Genomic DNA, 15,418 nt, shown 5'->3' with positions numbered 1-15,418 from the left:
CTAGTGTACCCTTAAGACCGATGTGAACAAAATCAGTCATTGCCGAAACACTCAGGAGTTCTTTAAACGATGACAGAATCCACCATGAATGCACTGGTTTCACCCGAAGGCAGCCTCGAGATTTTATCCAGTCACGAGGTCAATCGGCTCAAGGACAAGAGCGAAGGAGGTCTGTATCGATTGTTCCGTCAATGCGCTTTGGCTGTGCTGAACACCGGCGTTGAAACGGACGACTGCAAAGAGTTAATGGAAACCCACGCCGATTTCGACGTGCATCTTGTGCCTCAGCCCAGAGGTTTGAAACTGGAATTGGTCAACGCACCAGCCCACGCCTTCGTGGATGGTGAAATGCTGCGCGCCAACCGGGAGCATTTATTTTCAGTCCTGCGGGATATCGTTTACAGCCACTCTCTTCCCAACTTCGTTGAGGGCTTTAGAAAAGACAACACCGATGATCTGACTAACCTGGTTTTCCACATCCTGAGAAATGCCCGTGTGCTCCAAGCCGGCAGGCAACCGGACATTGTGGTCTGCTGGGGCGGGCACTCCATCAGTCACAACGAGTACCAATATAGCAAAGAAGTCGGGCACCAACTGGGCCTGAGAGGCCTCAGCATCTGCACTGGTTGTGGGCCGGGCGCCATGAAGGGGCCCATGAAAGGTGCCACCATTGGCCACGCCAAACAACGCATCAAAAACGGACGCTACATCGGCATCACCGAACCGGGGATTATTGGCGCGGAAGCCCCCAACCCGATTGTCAATGAATTGGTGATCATGCCGGATATCGAAAAACGTCTGGAAGCCTTTGTCCGCGCTGGCCATGGCGTGATTGTCTTCCCCGGGGGCGTAGGTACGGCCGAGGAAATTCTCTATCTGCTAGGCATCCTGCTGCATCCCGACAATGCAGACCTGCCCTTCCCGGTGGTGTTCACAGGCCGTCAGGAAAACGCCGAGTATTTCGAGATGATCGACCGCTTTATCCGGGATGCATTGGGCGATGAGGCTGCGAGTAAATACGAGATTATTATTGATGATCCGGTGCGCGTGGCACAGACCATGAGCCAAGGCATGAAGGACGTAGAAACCTTCCGCCGCGCCATGCAAGATGCGTACTACTTCAACTGGATGCTAAAAATAGACCCGGTGTTCCAGCTACCGTTCGAGCCGGACCACGACAACATGCGGGCACTGGAACTTCACCGTGACCAGCCAGCTCATATGATTGCCGCCAACCTGCGCAAAGCATTCAGTGGGATCGTCGCAGGTAACGTGAAGGAAAGTGGAATTCGGAAAATTCAAGAGAAGGGCCCATTTGAAATTTCAGGGGACCCGGCAATGATCAAGCCGCTGGAGGAAATGTTGGCGCAGTTTATCGAGCAAAACCGAATGAAACTGCCCGGCTCATCCGCGTACAAACCCTGTTATCGGATTGTCAGTGGTGCGGCCTAAGCCGCACCACTGCACTTCACTGCAAGCCTGAAGCTTACTTACCGCCAGCTGGCAGGCTGGCGAAGTACGCGGCCAGGTTAGCCATGTCAGCATCGCTCAGGGCAGCTGCCTGACCTTGCATAATGGGCGCCTGGCCACCTTGACGCTGTCCAGCTTTATAAGCCTTCAGAGCACTCAAAAGGTACTGCTCGTTTTGGCCTGCCAGGTTCGGGTACATAGGTATCTGAGCGACACCATTCTGGCCGTGACATGCTGCGCAAACAGCCGCTTTTGCTTTACCTGCAGCGGCATCACCTGCAGCCATAGAGGCAGCCGGAGCTACGGCACCCAGTGCGAACAAACCAGCAACTGCGAAATGTTTCATGTTCATAGGGATAACCCTCTCATCTTTTAGGTTTTATAGTCGGCTGAGCGCCGATCCAAATCTGGAGCTTAGTTATAGCACAGCCATCACAGGCTACAAATGCGATAGATCAAGGACATTGAAACCATCATAATGTCCTTTTACTCCTGAATATACGATGCCAAAGTAATAACAAACCAAAAAACCATCAGCTGAATCACCTGCCGATTATCGGAGACAGTGCTCATGCCAGTAGAGGTCCAGGAACTCGCCTGCCGGGAAGGCCACATCGGCCTACTGACCCTGAATTCGCCGAAAACCCTCAACGCCCTAACCGAAGAGATGGTCGTGCAGGCACAGAGCGCTCTTGACCGCTGGGCCGAAGACAGCCGCATTTGTCTGGTGGTCCTGCGCGGCAGTGGTGACCGCGCCTTCTGCGCGGGCGGCAACATTCGCGCCCTCTACGAAGATATACGTTCCGAAGGCAGCAGCGACGCAGCCCAACGCTTTTTTACTCAGGAATACCGCCTGAATTACAGCCTCCACCGCTTTCCAAAACCCGTGATCGGCTTGGTTCAAGGCATTGTCATGGGCGGTGGTATGGGGCTGATGTCCGGCTGCCGCTATCGTTTGGTGACACCGGATGTCACCTTGGCCATGCCGGAAATCAGCATTGGCCTGTTTCCGGATGTCGGCGCCAGCTGGTTCCTCAACCGCCTACCCGGCCGACTCGGTTTGTTCATGGGCCTGACCGGCGCGCGCCTGAACGCTGCTGACGCACTCCGCGTAGGCTTGGCCGACATGATCATTGAACCTGACCACCTCGACCTATTGCTGGAAAAGCTGCAAGAAGAATATTGGCGAGGAGAACCCGCGGCCGATGATAACCGGCTGTTCCGGCTGTTAAACCAAGTGGAAGCCGTGGATTATCGAGCGCTACCGTCCGGCCACTTGGAACAACACGAACAGCGCATTGCCAAACTCACCGCAGGCACAGCACTTCCGACCGTGATCGAACAACTGCTTGGCAGCGAAAGTGACGACCCATGGTGGCATAACTGCATTCAATCCCTGCGCGACGGATCTCCGGTTACAGCTTGGTTAGTCTGGCATCAACTGCAGAAGGGACAGCAAATGTCTCTTAAAGACGTGTTTCGAATGGAGCTGGCCATGGCGCTTGAGTGCGTCCGAAGACCTGACTTAGCCGAAGGCATTCGCGCCTTGATGGTCGACAAAGACCAATCTCCAAAATGGAGCTTCGCTTCGGTTGCGGATGTGCCTCTCGATGTTGTCGAACAGCACTTCCAGCCCGAATGGGACGATCAAACCGACCCCATGGGGCTGGAGTAACCAATTGAGCGGGTGTTACCGCGTGGCACCCGCATGAACCAACAACATTTCCAGATCACGGTTGTTTTGGGCTCGGGCCAGATCCAAGGCAGTACGACCGTCATCGCCTCGATAATTCACATCGGCACCCGCTGCTAACAACATCTCGGCGGTCAGCAAATCACCACTGCCCACCACCTTCATCAGCAACGACTCACCATTCTGGCTCACGTTCACATTAGCGCCCGCGGCCAACAGCGTGCGCACAACGGATAGGTGACCGCTTTCCGAGGCATGAATAACGGGCGTATAACCGGCGGAGTCCTCGCCATTCACATCCGCGCCCGCCGCCAGTAAAAGCCGGACAATTCGCCGATTACCGTTTGCCGCCGCCACCATCAAAGCGGATTCACCCGCCGCCGTTGTCGGGTCAGGGTCAACGCCTTGTGTCAGCAGGTTAAGCACCTCACGGTCTTCATTCGCCGCCACCGCGTTCATCAACGCATTAGAATGCTCGTTCTTGATCAATTCGGGCTTACTATTGATCGCGCTACAGCCGACAAGCAACAACACGACAAAACCCCAGAGGTACTTCAATATGCGTACGTCCATGACCATAGCTTCGAGTCCCTGATTAACGTTCTTGCTATTTTGGGCGGCAACCCATGCCATTTAAATCGAACGGATCACAACTCGGGGCCATTTCTCAGAAGTTCACAAACCAAGTTCCGGAGCCGCTTTTCACCTTCTTTCTGCCCAGTACACAGACCGGCATAGCGAATCGCGTCCCAAGACCACCCCTGAGTGACCATCCGGCACCACAAAGCCAAGTCCGGCTGGGCATGAAGCCAGGCCATGACTCCGGGGCATCGCTCTAATTGCCGCAACACAGGAAGCGTTAACTCAAAACCTCGAAATCCTTCTGAAAAATTAGCCAGATCACGACGATCACCGGCATCCAGCCGGGCTTGGGCCGGCAAGTCGATACCGATCGCCGCCAGCAATTCAGGCGCAAGATCGGACCAATGAAGAGGCACTAACACGGGCCAATGCCGCGCAAAACGATCGCGCAAACTCTGCTCCAATCGCCCCCCAACTTCGGACACGCCGCACAACATCTGCACCGAAAACTCCCCGGTACTGATTTCCTGCCGCAGCCCCAAACGCACCACTCGCAAACCACACGCTTGCCAGAACGCCAGCAGCCCCGACTCGCCGCCAAAACTGGTCCCGAAACCGTCCAGCCCTTGCTCCTTGCCGGCCTGCTTGGCCTTAGCCACCAGCTGCTTACCAATCCCCAAATGACGACACTCTTCCGAAACCGCCACCCGAACCACCCTAAGCGTGCGTTGAACCGCCGCCTCCGGAAAACCGCCGTGAGTCGCCAAAGATTGCGCCAACAGATGACCACGAGGCCTACGCTTGCCCCGCGCAACCTGCTCGGCCAACTCCGGCGCCAAACCGCCCTCCACAGAGGCCCAAAGCACACCTACCGTCACCCCGTTAACCATCGCACGCCAACTCTGGGCACCCGGATCGTCCAGCCACTGCCGGAGATCTGCCGGTGTGCTCCGGTAATGGGCATCCACCAACAAACCAAACGCTTCAGACAGCGCCTGCTCACTGGCCTTCGCAGGGTGCCAGCGCTCAACCACCACCTGCAGTGCCGTGGGGCGAATCGCTTTCGGACTGTCCGCCGACAGCAAAAACAAATCCGAGACCAAACGCTCTAACGGGTCGCCCTCCGCCCAACGCACCGGCTGCTGCAAACTGGCCGACTGCCAATGCGGCGTTTCCCGATCCAACACCTGCCGAAACCGAATAGCAAACCCCCGGCCCGTTCCTTCATAACCGTGCACCGTGCTGGCAAACGCCACCCTCGGCCACCCCAGCAAAACCTCCCGCAACAAATGCGCAGGCACACCGGCAGCCTCATCCACCATCACCACCTCGGCCTCGGGCTTGTTCGTTAACAAATCCTGTACCGACAGATACCGAATCGACGGCCCGCCTTCCACCACCAATTCATCATCACGGCGCTCCGCCAGTCGCTCACCCAGCGTCTCGGCCGCATGCCGGAAAAAACTCGTTAAATTGTCCACCGACGGCGACGTCACCAACACCCGCTGACGCCCCGCAAGCAACAACTCTGCAGCCGCCATACCCAAAGCCGCCGACTTACCCCGCCCCCGGTCCGCCGTCACCACCAACGGCCGACGACGACGCCCTAAACCAAACCGCACCAACTGCGAAACCAACTGAGCCTGCTCCGGCGTAGTAGCAGGCTCAAAATCTGACCGGCCAGACTCCGCCACAGGCATAACCGGCACCCCGTCATCACCCGGCCGAACTCGAATCACATCCGAATCACCAGCCAAAACATCAGCCATGCGCGCTAAAAAAGGATGCTCTTTTGCTTGGTCGAGCCCCGTGCGCGAATAGTCCGGATCGTTAAACGTGGGCCAACTTTCCAGCGGCGGCATCAACCAAAACAACAAACCACCCGCCTGCAACGTCCCCGACAACGCCGCCACCCCATCCGGCGGATTCCCCTGCCAACCGTCCCAAACCAACACCCCGGTTTCACGACCCAGCCAGCGTTTGTACTGCGTTGACGCAATACCGGTTACACCCGAAAACTCTGCATCTTCGGCACGACCAACCCAAAGCGCTTGAGAAGTATCCAGCGTTTCTAGACAACCAGACACCCATGAGCGACACCAATCCGGTTCGCCTTCCACCAGCACCAGGCGGCGTTCACCGGCAGCACGCAGGCTTTCAGCGAGTGCTTGCCAGTCCCTTTTAGCAACAGATGTCATCGTCAAAAACAGACTCCAAGATAGTACGAAGCTTGAGGCCGGTCCGAAGCAGTACCTTGTCGGGGAACGCTTTCCAAAACTGTGCGCAGCCATGGATGGCGGAGCTCAAGCGCCACAAGGATGTGCCGAAGGAGCGTGTTTTGGAAGGCGTTCCCCGACAAGGTGCGGGCCTATAGCACTAGAAATGAACGCGAAGGCAACCATTATGGAGCCCAACTACCCCCACCGCCAGTTGCCAAGTACAATACCCACCATGCCAACCAATCCCCAAACACCCGACACCAGCTTCCTCCCGGATTACCTCACCGACGAACAGCGGAACATCATCACCGCCGGTTACGAACACTCGGTGATCACCGCCGTTGCGGGTAGCGGAAAAACCTCCACCCTGGCCTGGCGCATTCGCTACCTGCTGGCCCAAGGCCACGACCCCAACCGCATACTGGTACTCATGTTCAACCGCAGCGCCCGGGTCGACTTTGAGCGCAAACTCCAGCAAGTCTGCGACCAGTCCGGATTGGCACCACCGGAAATCCGCACCTACCACGCCATGGGCTACCGGCTCTACAAACGCTTCGTGCGGGAAGGCTACCTACCGGGCTTTTCGGACAAAATTCTCACCGAACAGGAAATCGGCTACCAAGCCTGGATGCTCACCCGCAGGCTGGCCCCCGAAGATCTGGCCGATGAAATTCGCCGCAACAAAAAAGACTATGTAGAAACCGCCACCGGCTTCATCGATCTGGTAAAAACCTGCCTGTCCCCCGCAGAAATCGTCTTCGAAGAGCTGGGCTACTCAGACAAGCACAAATACCTGATCGACCTGTTCCACAGCTTCGAACAATGGCGCAAAAGCCAGGGCCGAATCAGCTACGCCGACATGATTTACGAGCCGGTCATGGCCATCCACCAGAACCCGCCACTGCAGCGATTGGTGGGCAATAAAATGGACCTGATTCTGGTGGACGAATATCAGGACACCAATGAAATCCAGCACCTGCTGCTACGCTACGTGGCGGGCGATCGGGCCAGAGTCACCGTGGTCGGCGACCCGGACCAAACTATCTATGAATTCCGCGGCGCCAAGCCGGAGTTTATTTTGCGGCGGTTCAGCGACGAATTCGAAAGCCCGCTGGAACAAACTCTGAGCTACACCTTCCGCTATGGCCATCAAGTTGCCCTGCTGGCCAATCACCTGATCTGCCACAACACCGGCCGGAAAGGCGTGCTCTGCCATTCGCACCCATCCGCGGCGGCAACCCGTGCCGAATTGCACCGCGCGGAGAATGATGGCGATGTAGTACTGAAGATTCTGCAAAGCCACAGCCCTGAAGAAAATAACCAGACCGCCGTGCTGTTTCGGGTCTGGAGCCAGAGCGTACCGATTGAACTAAAACTGCTGGCCCGGCAAATCCCCTACCGGATAGATGCAGGCAAAGGTGCCCTCTTCAGCCGGGAAGTGCAGGCCATGACCGCACTGTTGATGGTGGTCAGTGGCCGCATCAAACAGCTGCCCGATTCAGACCGCGTAGATATAGCCCGGCAAATCTTGCGCTTCCCCCACGCTGGTCTGAAAGAGCCCGAACTGGAAAATCTGGCGCAGTTTTTGGCGGGTTTCGGAGAAAGCTGGCACGAACGCTTGCTGGCGATGGATTTTGACGCCCTGCAACCGATGCCGGCCCGAAAGCTGCGTAAGCTTGGTGAAGTCTTGGCCCAACTAAACAGCTATAAAGGCCCGGTCGCTGGCCTGATTCGAATCTACGCCGAGCACACCGACTTATATGACGGCATCCGGAGTCTGGCACTGACCCACGACAGTGCCGAAGAACGCATAGACACCATCCAAGGCTTCCGGGATTACCTAAAAAGCCTGGACACCGATGCCAACGGTGCACTGGACCACCTCAAAGCTCTGAAACAGCAGGCCGGAGCGAAGGCAGACCAAGGCGTGTTACTGTCCACCATCCATCGCACCAAAGGCTTGGAGTGGCCGGTGGTGATTATTCCCGGCTTACAAGAAAAATACCTGCCGTACAGCCCTCGCCCTCAAGACAACGCACAAGCCCTGCTGGAGAGCGAACGGCGACTGTTGTACGTCGGCATGACCCGGGCGCGGCACGCATTGCATCTAATCACCCGACCCGCCAGTCAAAGGCCCCATTTGGACGGCGATCAAGGGCCTAGTCGGTTTGTTTCGGAGCTCTGCTACGAGCTATCAAACGAGTTGGGTTCGCACCTTGACGAAAACACGGCTGCACCCGAAACCCCTCTAGCACTGGGCCAAGCCACTACTGCGGTCAGTCTCCGCTATGCCAGTCGCGCGGGCTTAATAATTGAGGGTATCGAGCCGGATAATGACTCCGATTTAATGGAACCCGTCTGGCATAGCCGTCGTGTCGCGCATACAGTATTTGGCGCCGGCGAGGTGGTCAGTGAAGACGAAAGCTCCTTCGAAGTCCGCTTTGACAATGCCGACACTCTGAACTTCAGTAAAAAGAGTGCGCACCTGTATTTCACGGCGAGTACGTAGCTGCACTATCCGTAGAACTCCGAAGGCGTTAACACGGTAATAACTTTGTGTTTTTATGACGACTACCCTACTCTTTAGTGGACTAAAGGTCTCCGAAAGATAATCGGACTCTAAAAATCGAAACAGGAGGTTCCGCATGAAGTTCATGCGTCCGGTGGCTCTAGCTGCCCTTGCTACAACCCTTACAGCTCCCGCTTTGGCCGAAAGCCAGCAAACCATTTACCTGAACCCGTTCGCCGGTTACCAGTACTTTGGTGACAAGCGCGACCTAAGCGAAAGCGACACCTACGGTGTTGGTATCGAATACCGCTTCCGCCCTCATTGGGCCGTAGAAGCTGTGTACTCGCGTGCCGATGTCGACCGCAAATACACCTCAGGCGAGTCCGATTTTGATGAAATCCGTTTAGACGGCCTCTACTACTTTGCCGGTCAGGACAAAGCCTGGAACCCGTATGTTTCCATGGGTGCCGGTCACGCTGACTTCGAAGGCGGTCCTGTGCGTACAGCTGGGTCCAACCACGACGAAACTCGTGTCAACGTGGGCGCCGGTTTCCGTTACAACATCAGCGACATGATCTCCATCCGTGCTGATCTGCGTGAATTCCACGGCGTTGATGAAAGCACCTTCGACACCATGGCTTCTCTGGGCCTGAGCTGGGCGTTCCACCGCACCACCTCTGACCCTGTTCCGGCCGATGCCGACAACGACGGCGTGCCTGACACCCGCGACCAATGCCCAAGCACCCCGGCTGGCGCACAGGTTGATAGCCGCGGTTGTGAGCTGGACACCGACAACGACGGCGTAGCCGACAGCAAAGACCAGTGCCCGAACACTCCGGCTGGCGCTGAAGTTAACAGCCGTGGCTGTGAGCTGGACAGCGATAACGACGGCGTGGTCAACAGCAAAGACCAGTGCCCGAACACGGCTGCCGGTGTTGAAGTTGACGAAAACGGTTGTGAAGGTGTTACCGAAACAATCGAAACCATCAACCTGCGTGTTCAGTTCCCTACCAACAGCTCGGTCATTGACTCGGCCTATGACATAGAGATCCGCCAAGTAGCCGATTTCATGGAAGAGTACCCGGGCACAACGGTTGAGATTGCTGGCCATACCGACAACACCGGTAAAGCTGAGTACAACCGCTTCCTGTCACAGCGCCGTGCTGAAGCCGTAGCTGATCGCCTGGTATCCGCACTGGGTGTTGATGCCGATCGCGTCAGCGCCGTTGGCTACGGTGAAGCCGAGCCGATTGCAACAAACGACACCTCTGCTGGCCGTGCCCAGAACCGTCGTGTAGAAGCCCGCATCCAAGTGCTCCGCTAAGACACTTTGATTCGGTCATACCAAAGAAGGCGCCCTAGGGCGCCTTCTTTGTTTTTGCTATTTGCTATTCGTTAGTTTGAGCTGCGCGTCCAGCAGCAAATTTCGAGGCGTCAAAGAACGCTCGCAGAACGTCCCTAAATTCACTCGATAGCCCTGCTCTTCCATATAAACCGCGTAATCCAACACCAACCATAACTCAAGCGGCCGCCGAAACAGGTGCCTGAGCAATTCGTGACGGCGAACCTGCCGGGATCGGCGCTCTCCGACAGCCTGCCAATGTTGCCAATCGACCACAGATGGCAAAACCACTCGTTTCTTGTTGGCAGCCCAACGGCAAAATTCCTCAAAAGTACCGTTATTCAAACTCGGCGGATGGGAAGGCACCGGCAAGTACTGCCCCTTCTCGGAAAAACTTCGTTGAAGCGCGTCGAACCCCAAGCGCCAGGCGCGAATCCGAGCCGACTGAGCCCGTACACGGGCAGGCGCTGTAACCGTCTCTTGCACCGCCAAGCGAAGACTGCTCCGATCCATACTGAGCGCCCCCCGATACTGCTGGGCCCGTTCTGAGAGCATCTGGTATTCGCCACGTCCGCCCAGGTGATAACAACAAGGCGACACGCTTAAACGGGCTAGCCCAGCCGCACTGCCACGGCGCAACAGTTGCCGGTGCAGATCACCACAGGCGTGCAAGGCCGCACCATGGGCCACAGCTGGCCAGCTCAGCTGCTCCGCCATTACATCCTGCTGCGCGACACGCACCGGATCTCCGTACTTTGCCGCGATCCGATTGCCATCCTGCACCAGCTCAGCGTCCCACTCGAAGCCGAACACCTCTTCCGCCCCTTGACCCACCAAGGTCCGGGCCAGATGACCTTTGCCGCAACACCAGTCCAGAACACTGCCGCTCAGGGGCGCAACCGTCGCTGCGAATGCGCCGGCTTGCAATCGTTTGCGGCCGGGCATATCGGCTGCATCGACTTCCTTCAACGCGGCCTTAGTGCCGCCCTCATGACCGAACAAACTCGGTACGGACACCAGCTCGGCGTAGGCCGCCAGCGCCGGCACAAAGTGCGCGGCTTCTTGCGCAAACTCCAGCAAATGCTCGTGCCAATAATCGCAATCTGTATCTGAGAGTTGCTCGAGCCAGCTGGCCAGATCGGGATGCGGCAGACACCAGTCCGGCCTCGGCTCCATGAACGGCACCGGTCGCCAAAAAAGCTCATGCTGCATTAACCAATCATTGGTGGCCTGCCATTTTTGGAAGAACGACGGAATCTTAAAGCCCCCCGGCGAAGCGACCCGGCCGGAACGCATCCAGCGGCACCGCCGGTTCTTCACCATCAATGACTTGAGCAATCACCGCCGCACTACCAGCAGACAGCGTCCAGCCAAAGGTGCCATGGCCAGTATTCAAATAAAGGTTGTCGCGGGGCCCTTTGCCAATAATGGCAGGGCCATCCGGTGTCATCGGGCGGAACCCGGTCCAGGTCTCGGCAGCATCCAGATCGGCACAACCGGGATAGCGGGACTGCACCGATTTTTTAATCGTCGCGATTCGGGCCTCGGGAATCTCTCGGTTGAAATCAGCCAACTCAACAAACCCTGTCGCTCTCAAACGGTTGCCCAGCCGGGTAGAAACCACTTTAAAATTGTCATCGTGAACCGTTGCCTTAGGCGCCTTTTCAGGATCGCTCAGCGGAACGGTAATACTGTAGCCCTTGATCGGATAAATGGGCAGCGTCAGCCCCAGAGGCTTGACCAGTTCCGGTGACCAACAACCGGCTGACACCACAACAGCATCCGCCTCCAAGCGTTCAGGCTTGCCGCTCGCGGTGCGGAACTGCACCGCATTAACACGCTGCTGATCCGCCAACAAAGCTTCCACCTCCACCTCGTAACGGAAGTTCACGCCCAGGTCTTCACACACTTTGGCCAGAGCCCGGGAGAACAAATGACAATCGCCGGTGCCATCGGTGTCGTACCGTATCGCACCGTATAACGGCCCACCGCCGGTCATGCCCGGCTCCACTTCGCGAACTTCTTGCGGCGAAAGCAGATGTGAGGACACACCTACCTCGTTGAGAAACTCATGCATCTTCCGCAAATCATTCAAAGCGTCTGGCGTACTGGCCAGGTGCAGAAGCCCGTCATGGGCGCCGTCAAACGCCAGATCGTGCTCTTGTTCCAATGCCAGGAATCGTTCCCGACTGAAAGCTCCCAGCCTCAACATGGCCCGCTTGTTAAGTCCGAACAATCCGGGGGACCACGCGTAACGAAGGGTCGCCAATAAAAACCGGGTGGCCGCCAGTGAGGGTGGCATCCGCATTTTCAGGGGCCCATCGGTTTTCAACAGCCAAGGCAACGCCTTCAGCACCATCGACGGATCGGCCCAGGGATAAACCACGCCGTAAGAACGCTGAGCCGCATTGCCCTTGCTGGTTTCGTTACCCGCCAACGAATGTCGCTCCAGAACCGTTACCTGATGGCCCCGTCGCACCAGCTCCCTTGCTGTTGTTATGCCCACTACACCGCCACCGACAACCACAATATGCATGGTGCTCTTCCCCTAATCACCGCTTCTGAAATGACACCCTACTCTCTTCGTTCAGCGCAAACTGGTAAACTCGACCATAGTCGCTCTCAGCATAGCACCCACTCAACTTCCGAGATGGAGTCAGGACACCGGACATGAGCAAGAAACGCCGCGAGATTCCCGTATTTGACCACCCAATCATCGAGACCCACTGCCATCTGGATTACCTGAAAGATCGGCCGCTGGAAGACACCCTCGAACAAAGCCGGCAGGTGAATATCGAAAAGGTCATCACCATTGCCGTGTCTCCAGATAACCTGGCGGCAGTCAGAGAGCTCAGCCAGATCAAAGACTGGGTATATGGAACTCAGGGCATTCACCCCCATGAGGCGGAAACATACAACGATCAGGTAGAGGAAGAAATACGTACCCATGCTCAGGACGAGAAAATCGTTGCCGTGGGGGAAATCGGGCTGGATTATTTCTACGACAAGGCCGACCGGGCCACCCAGCGCGAGGTGTTTCGTCGCCAGCTGCAAATTGCCTGTGACAGTGACCGCCCAGTGGTTATCCACAGTCGTGAGGCCGATGATGAAACCATCGAGATCCTGAAAGAGTTCGAAACCTCCCTCAAACGCCGCGGTGTGATCCACAGCTTCACCTCCGGCCCGGGCTTAGCTCAATATGCATTGGATCAAGGCTGGAACTTAGGCTTTAATGGTATTACCACGTTCAATAAAGCGGAGAACGTAAGGGACATCGTTCGAATGACGCCAATCAGCCAGATTCTTCTCGAAACCGATGCCCCGTTCCTGACCCCGGTACCTTATCGTGGCAAGGAGAATGCGCCGTTCTACCTGCCTTTTGTCGCCGAAAAAATTGCGGAGGTAAAAAACTTGCCACTGGAAGAGGTAATCATTCAAACCTATCAAAATAGCGTACGGACGTTTTTCCCCGAGCGATGATCAAACGCATTCCTATCGCCGCGTTGAAGGTCGGTATGTACATTACCGACCTCAACAACGACTGGATACCCCACAACACCGATCAAAGGCGCGGTGTGATCCGGAATGAAGTAACCATCGAAAAAATTCGCGCCATGGGCGTGCAGTTCGTCTACATCGATGCTGAAAAGGGCCTGGACACTCAAGACTACGAAACCGCCGCAGAAGTCGATAAACGCAACGAAGACGCGCTACAAAAAGCCGGCGAGCAAAAGCCCGGGGTCGCCCCAAAAGTGCCCCTAGAACTGGAAATGGGGACTGCGCAAGGCATACACACCCAAGCGCAAGGACTGGTCGACAGCTTTATGGGCAACGTCAAAATCGGCGCTGCCATTGATATCAGCCCCATTCACAAACTGGCCGACGAGCTGCAAAGTTCCGTGATCAGGAACCCTAATGCACTGGGGTGTCTGGGGCGCATTCGTGACAAAGACAACTACCTGCTTGAACACTCCGTTAACCTGAGTGTCTTGATGACCCTGTTCGGGCAATATCGCAAGCTGTCTGCCGATGTCCTGCACCAAACGGTTGTCGGTGCCTTGCTTCACGATCTTGGAAAGATTCTGACACCGGATGACATTCTGCATAAGGCCGGCCGCCTTACAGCCGAAGAGTTTGAGGTGATGAAGCTTCACGCCCGTCAGTCCCGTGACATTCTGCTCGCGACCGAAGGTATCGGCGAACTTACCGTCATCACAGCGGCACAACACCACGAGCGTATAGATGGCACAGGGTATCCCGAAGGTCTGAAGGGCGAGGAGATCTCAATCTACGGGCGCATGGTCGCCATCGCCGATGTCTACGATGCCATCACCGCAGACCGTGCCTATCACAAGGGAATGACTCCAACCCAAGGCCTTAAGAAACTGCTGGAGTGGAGCGGCTCTCACCTTGACGCTACGTTAGTGCAGGACTTTATACATTGTGTCGGCCTATACCCAGTAGGCTCACTGGTGCTGCTGGAAAGCGGCCGGCTGGGTGTTGTCACCGAAACCAACGAAGACGATTTGCGCCTCCCCGTCGTGCGCGTCATGTACCATACGAAATTTCGCATGCCGATCACGGTCACCAGCGTCGACCTTTCCAAACCGGGGACTCAGGACCGCATTCAACGAGCAGTCGATCCCAGTGTATACAAAATCAACGTGGGTAAATTTTTGATCTAACCCAGTGACAGAAACACCCCCATCAACACAGGCGACAGAAACGACAGCAAAAACCCTGAGGCGATGGCGACCGGCACACACGTCAAGCCTCCACTGCTACGAATCACCGGCAGGGTAAAGTCCATAGAGGTTGCCCCTCCGTACCCAATCGCCATAGCGGGCCGAGCCGAAATGACTACCGGAATCAGTGCCAAGGCGATGATCTCTCGCAAAACATCGTTCAAAAAGGCCACACCGCCCCAAGCTGGCCCCATGGCATCACCAATCATAATGCCGGACAAGGAGTACCAGCCAAAGCCCGAAGCAATCGCCAGCGCCTGATTCCACGGAACACTTAACCAAGGTGTCAGAGCCAGCCCGGCAATCAGTGAACTCGCCCCCATAGTCAGGGCAATCCCCAAGCCCTGACGATTCATCAAGAGCTTGCGCAACGACAAGCCTGCATTGCGAAGCTGGAGACCAATCAAAAACAAAAGCAGCATCAACGCCCAAGTGGCAACGTCTTCAACCATGGGCAGCTCGGAGAACCAGAGGTAGCCCAGAAATCCACCCAAAACCACCGCCAGAAGCGGTTTCAGGCCCGCCATAAAAAGCCGCCGATACCCCGGCTTGGCACCCTTATCACTCGGCCCGATATCTAACGGCAGAAAGTAGTGAAACAACCAAAGCGCGGCCAGATTTGCCACCAACATGGCGACTACTAGGCCGGTCACCTGATAGGCCATAGTGCCAAGGTGCGCCAGCAAGTCCTCCATTTGCCCCAGGCCCAGCCCCAACAACACCAAAATGAAGTACACCAACCCTTCGACGAGATAGTGAATCACCGTCATCAGGCGACGATTGGAAAGTGCAAACGCAAAGCCCAAAAACAGCGGGGCCAGAATCAGCAAAGCGCCGGTGAGCATAACAGCCTCTGGG

12 protein-coding genes are annotated in these 15,418 nt (G+C 56.4%); 6 read left to right on the top strand and 6 right to left on the bottom strand.

Annotation, left to right across the window (positions count from 1 at the left end):
* Positions 1-69 precede the first annotated feature (69 nt).
* Positions 70-1,452, top strand: a complete 1,383-nt coding sequence (gene ppnN / locus ACNQ6O_RS00940; RefSeq protein ID WP_418051380.1) for a nucleotide 5'-monophosphate nucleosidase PpnN — start codon at positions 70-72, stop codon at positions 1,450-1,452.
* A 34-nt stretch (positions 1,453-1,486) separates the two neighbouring features.
* Here the strand turns inward: ppnN and ACNQ6O_RS00935 are convergent, their stop codons facing one another.
* Positions 1,487-1,822, bottom strand: coding sequence for a c-type cytochrome (locus ACNQ6O_RS00935; RefSeq protein ID WP_418051379.1), 336 nt, complete (start codon positions 1,820-1,822; stop codon positions 1,487-1,489).
* A gap of 219 nt (positions 1,823-2,041) precedes the next feature.
* Here ACNQ6O_RS00935 and ACNQ6O_RS00930 point away from each other — a divergent pair, with 219 nt between their 5' ends.
* Positions 2,042-3,145 carry an enoyl-CoA hydratase/isomerase family protein gene (locus tag ACNQ6O_RS00930; protein WP_418051378.1) on the top strand — a complete coding sequence of 368 codons (1,104 nt, stop codon included), beginning with the start codon at positions 2,042-2,044 and terminating at the stop codon, positions 3,143-3,145.
* 15 nt (positions 3,146-3,160) lie between these two features.
* Here ACNQ6O_RS00930 and ACNQ6O_RS00925 read toward each other — a convergent pair whose 3' ends face one another.
* Positions 3,161-3,736, bottom strand: coding sequence for an ankyrin repeat domain-containing protein (locus ACNQ6O_RS00925; RefSeq protein WP_418051377.1), 576 nt, complete (start codon positions 3,734-3,736; stop codon positions 3,161-3,163).
* Between the two features lie 74 nt (positions 3,737-3,810).
* Positions 3,811-5,943, bottom strand: coding sequence for a tRNA(Met) cytidine acetyltransferase TmcA (locus tag ACNQ6O_RS00920; RefSeq protein WP_418052250.1), 2,133 nt, complete (start codon positions 5,941-5,943; stop codon positions 3,811-3,813).
* Between the two features lie 253 nt (positions 5,944-6,196).
* On the opposite strand from ACNQ6O_RS00920, the gene ACNQ6O_RS00915 reads away from it, so the two are divergent.
* Both ACNQ6O_RS00915 and ACNQ6O_RS00910 read left to right on the top strand, forming a co-directional pair.
* Entirely contained in the window at positions 6,197-8,473 is a 2,277-nt protein-coding gene (locus tag ACNQ6O_RS00915; RefSeq protein WP_418052249.1) for an ATP-dependent helicase, read from the top strand.
* A 136-nt stretch (positions 8,474-8,609) separates the two neighbouring features.
* A complete protein-coding gene (locus ACNQ6O_RS00910) occupies positions 8,610-9,797 on the top strand; it encodes an OmpA family protein (protein ID WP_418051376.1) in 1,188 nt (395 codons plus the stop codon).
* 57 nt (positions 9,798-9,854) lie between these two features.
* Here ACNQ6O_RS00910 and ACNQ6O_RS00905 read toward each other — a convergent pair whose 3' ends face one another.
* Together ACNQ6O_RS00905 and ACNQ6O_RS00900 are read right to left on the bottom strand one after the other, a co-directional pair.
* Positions 9,855-10,991: a methyltransferase gene (locus ACNQ6O_RS00905; RefSeq protein ID WP_418051375.1), complete on the bottom strand. Its 1,137-nt coding sequence runs from the start codon at positions 10,989-10,991 to the stop codon at positions 9,855-9,857.
* A gap of 82 nt (positions 10,992-11,073) precedes the next feature.
* Positions 11,074-12,351 (bottom strand): D-amino acid dehydrogenase, encoded by a 1,278-nt coding sequence (locus ACNQ6O_RS00900; RefSeq protein ID WP_418051374.1) that lies wholly within the window; start codon positions 12,349-12,351, stop codon positions 11,074-11,076.
* Positions 12,352-12,485: 134 nt separating this feature from the next.
* On the opposite strand from ACNQ6O_RS00900, the gene ACNQ6O_RS00895 reads away from it, so the two are divergent.
* Both ACNQ6O_RS00895 and ACNQ6O_RS00890 read left to right on the top strand, forming a co-directional pair.
* Positions 12,486-13,295, top strand: a complete 810-nt coding sequence (locus ACNQ6O_RS00895) for a TatD family hydrolase (RefSeq protein ID WP_418051373.1) — start codon at positions 12,486-12,488, stop codon at positions 13,293-13,295.
* Positions 13,292-14,500: an HD-GYP domain-containing protein gene (locus ACNQ6O_RS00890; RefSeq protein WP_418051372.1), complete on the top strand. Its 1,209-nt coding sequence runs from the start codon at positions 13,292-13,294 to the stop codon at positions 14,498-14,500. Before ACNQ6O_RS00895 ends, ACNQ6O_RS00890 begins: the two co-directional genes overlap by 4 nt.
* Here the strand turns inward: ACNQ6O_RS00890 and ACNQ6O_RS00885 are convergent.
* Positions 14,497-15,405: a lysine exporter LysO family protein gene (locus ACNQ6O_RS00885; protein WP_418051371.1), complete on the bottom strand. Its 909-nt coding sequence runs from the start codon at positions 15,403-15,405 to the stop codon at positions 14,497-14,499. The genes ACNQ6O_RS00890 and ACNQ6O_RS00885 overlap by 4 nt on opposite strands.
* Positions 15,406-15,418 lie beyond the last annotated feature (13 nt).

The sequence above is a fragment of the Marinobacter sp. SBS5 genome, from assembly GCF_048285575.1.
Classification (GTDB): Bacteria; Pseudomonadota; Gammaproteobacteria; order Pseudomonadales; family Oleiphilaceae; genus Marinobacter.
The sequence above is the reverse complement of the archived record's forward strand: the minus strand, read 5'-3'. Positions and strand labels throughout refer to the sequence as shown.

Coding starts and splice junctions, on each gene's coding strand:
- ppnN (WP_418051380.1), top strand. CDS start 70: ATGACAGAATCCACCATGAATGCACTGGTTTCACCCGAAGGCAGCCTC.
- ACNQ6O_RS00935 (WP_418051379.1), bottom strand. CDS start 1,822: ATGAACATGAAACATTTCGCAGTTGCTGGTTTGTTCGCACTGGGTGCC.
- ACNQ6O_RS00930 (WP_418051378.1), top strand. CDS start 2,042: ATGCCAGTAGAGGTCCAGGAACTCGCCTGCCGGGAAGGCCACATCGGC.
- ACNQ6O_RS00925 (WP_418051377.1), bottom strand. CDS start 3,736: ATGGACGTACGCATATTGAAGTACCTCTGGGGTTTTGTCGTGTTGTTG.
- ACNQ6O_RS00920 (WP_418052250.1), bottom strand. CDS start 5,943: ATGACATCTGTTGCTAAAAGGGACTGGCAAGCACTCGCTGAAAGCCTG.
- ACNQ6O_RS00915 (WP_418052249.1), top strand. CDS start 6,197: ATGCCAACCAATCCCCAAACACCCGACACCAGCTTCCTCCCGGATTAC.
- ACNQ6O_RS00910 (WP_418051376.1), top strand. CDS start 8,610: ATGAAGTTCATGCGTCCGGTGGCTCTAGCTGCCCTTGCTACAACCCTT.
- ACNQ6O_RS00905 (WP_418051375.1), bottom strand. CDS start 10,991: ATGGAGCCGAGGCCGGACTGGTGTCTGCCGCATCCCGATCTGGCCAGC.
- ACNQ6O_RS00900 (WP_418051374.1), bottom strand. CDS start 12,351: ATGCATATTGTGGTTGTCGGTGGCGGTGTAGTGGGCATAACAACAGCA.
- ACNQ6O_RS00895 (WP_418051373.1), top strand. CDS start 12,486: ATGAGCAAGAAACGCCGCGAGATTCCCGTATTTGACCACCCAATCATC.
- ACNQ6O_RS00890 (WP_418051372.1), top strand. CDS start 13,292: ATGATCAAACGCATTCCTATCGCCGCGTTGAAGGTCGGTATGTACATT.
- ACNQ6O_RS00885 (WP_418051371.1), bottom strand. CDS start 15,405: ATGCTCACCGGCGCTTTGCTGATTCTGGCCCCGCTGTTTTTGGGCTTT.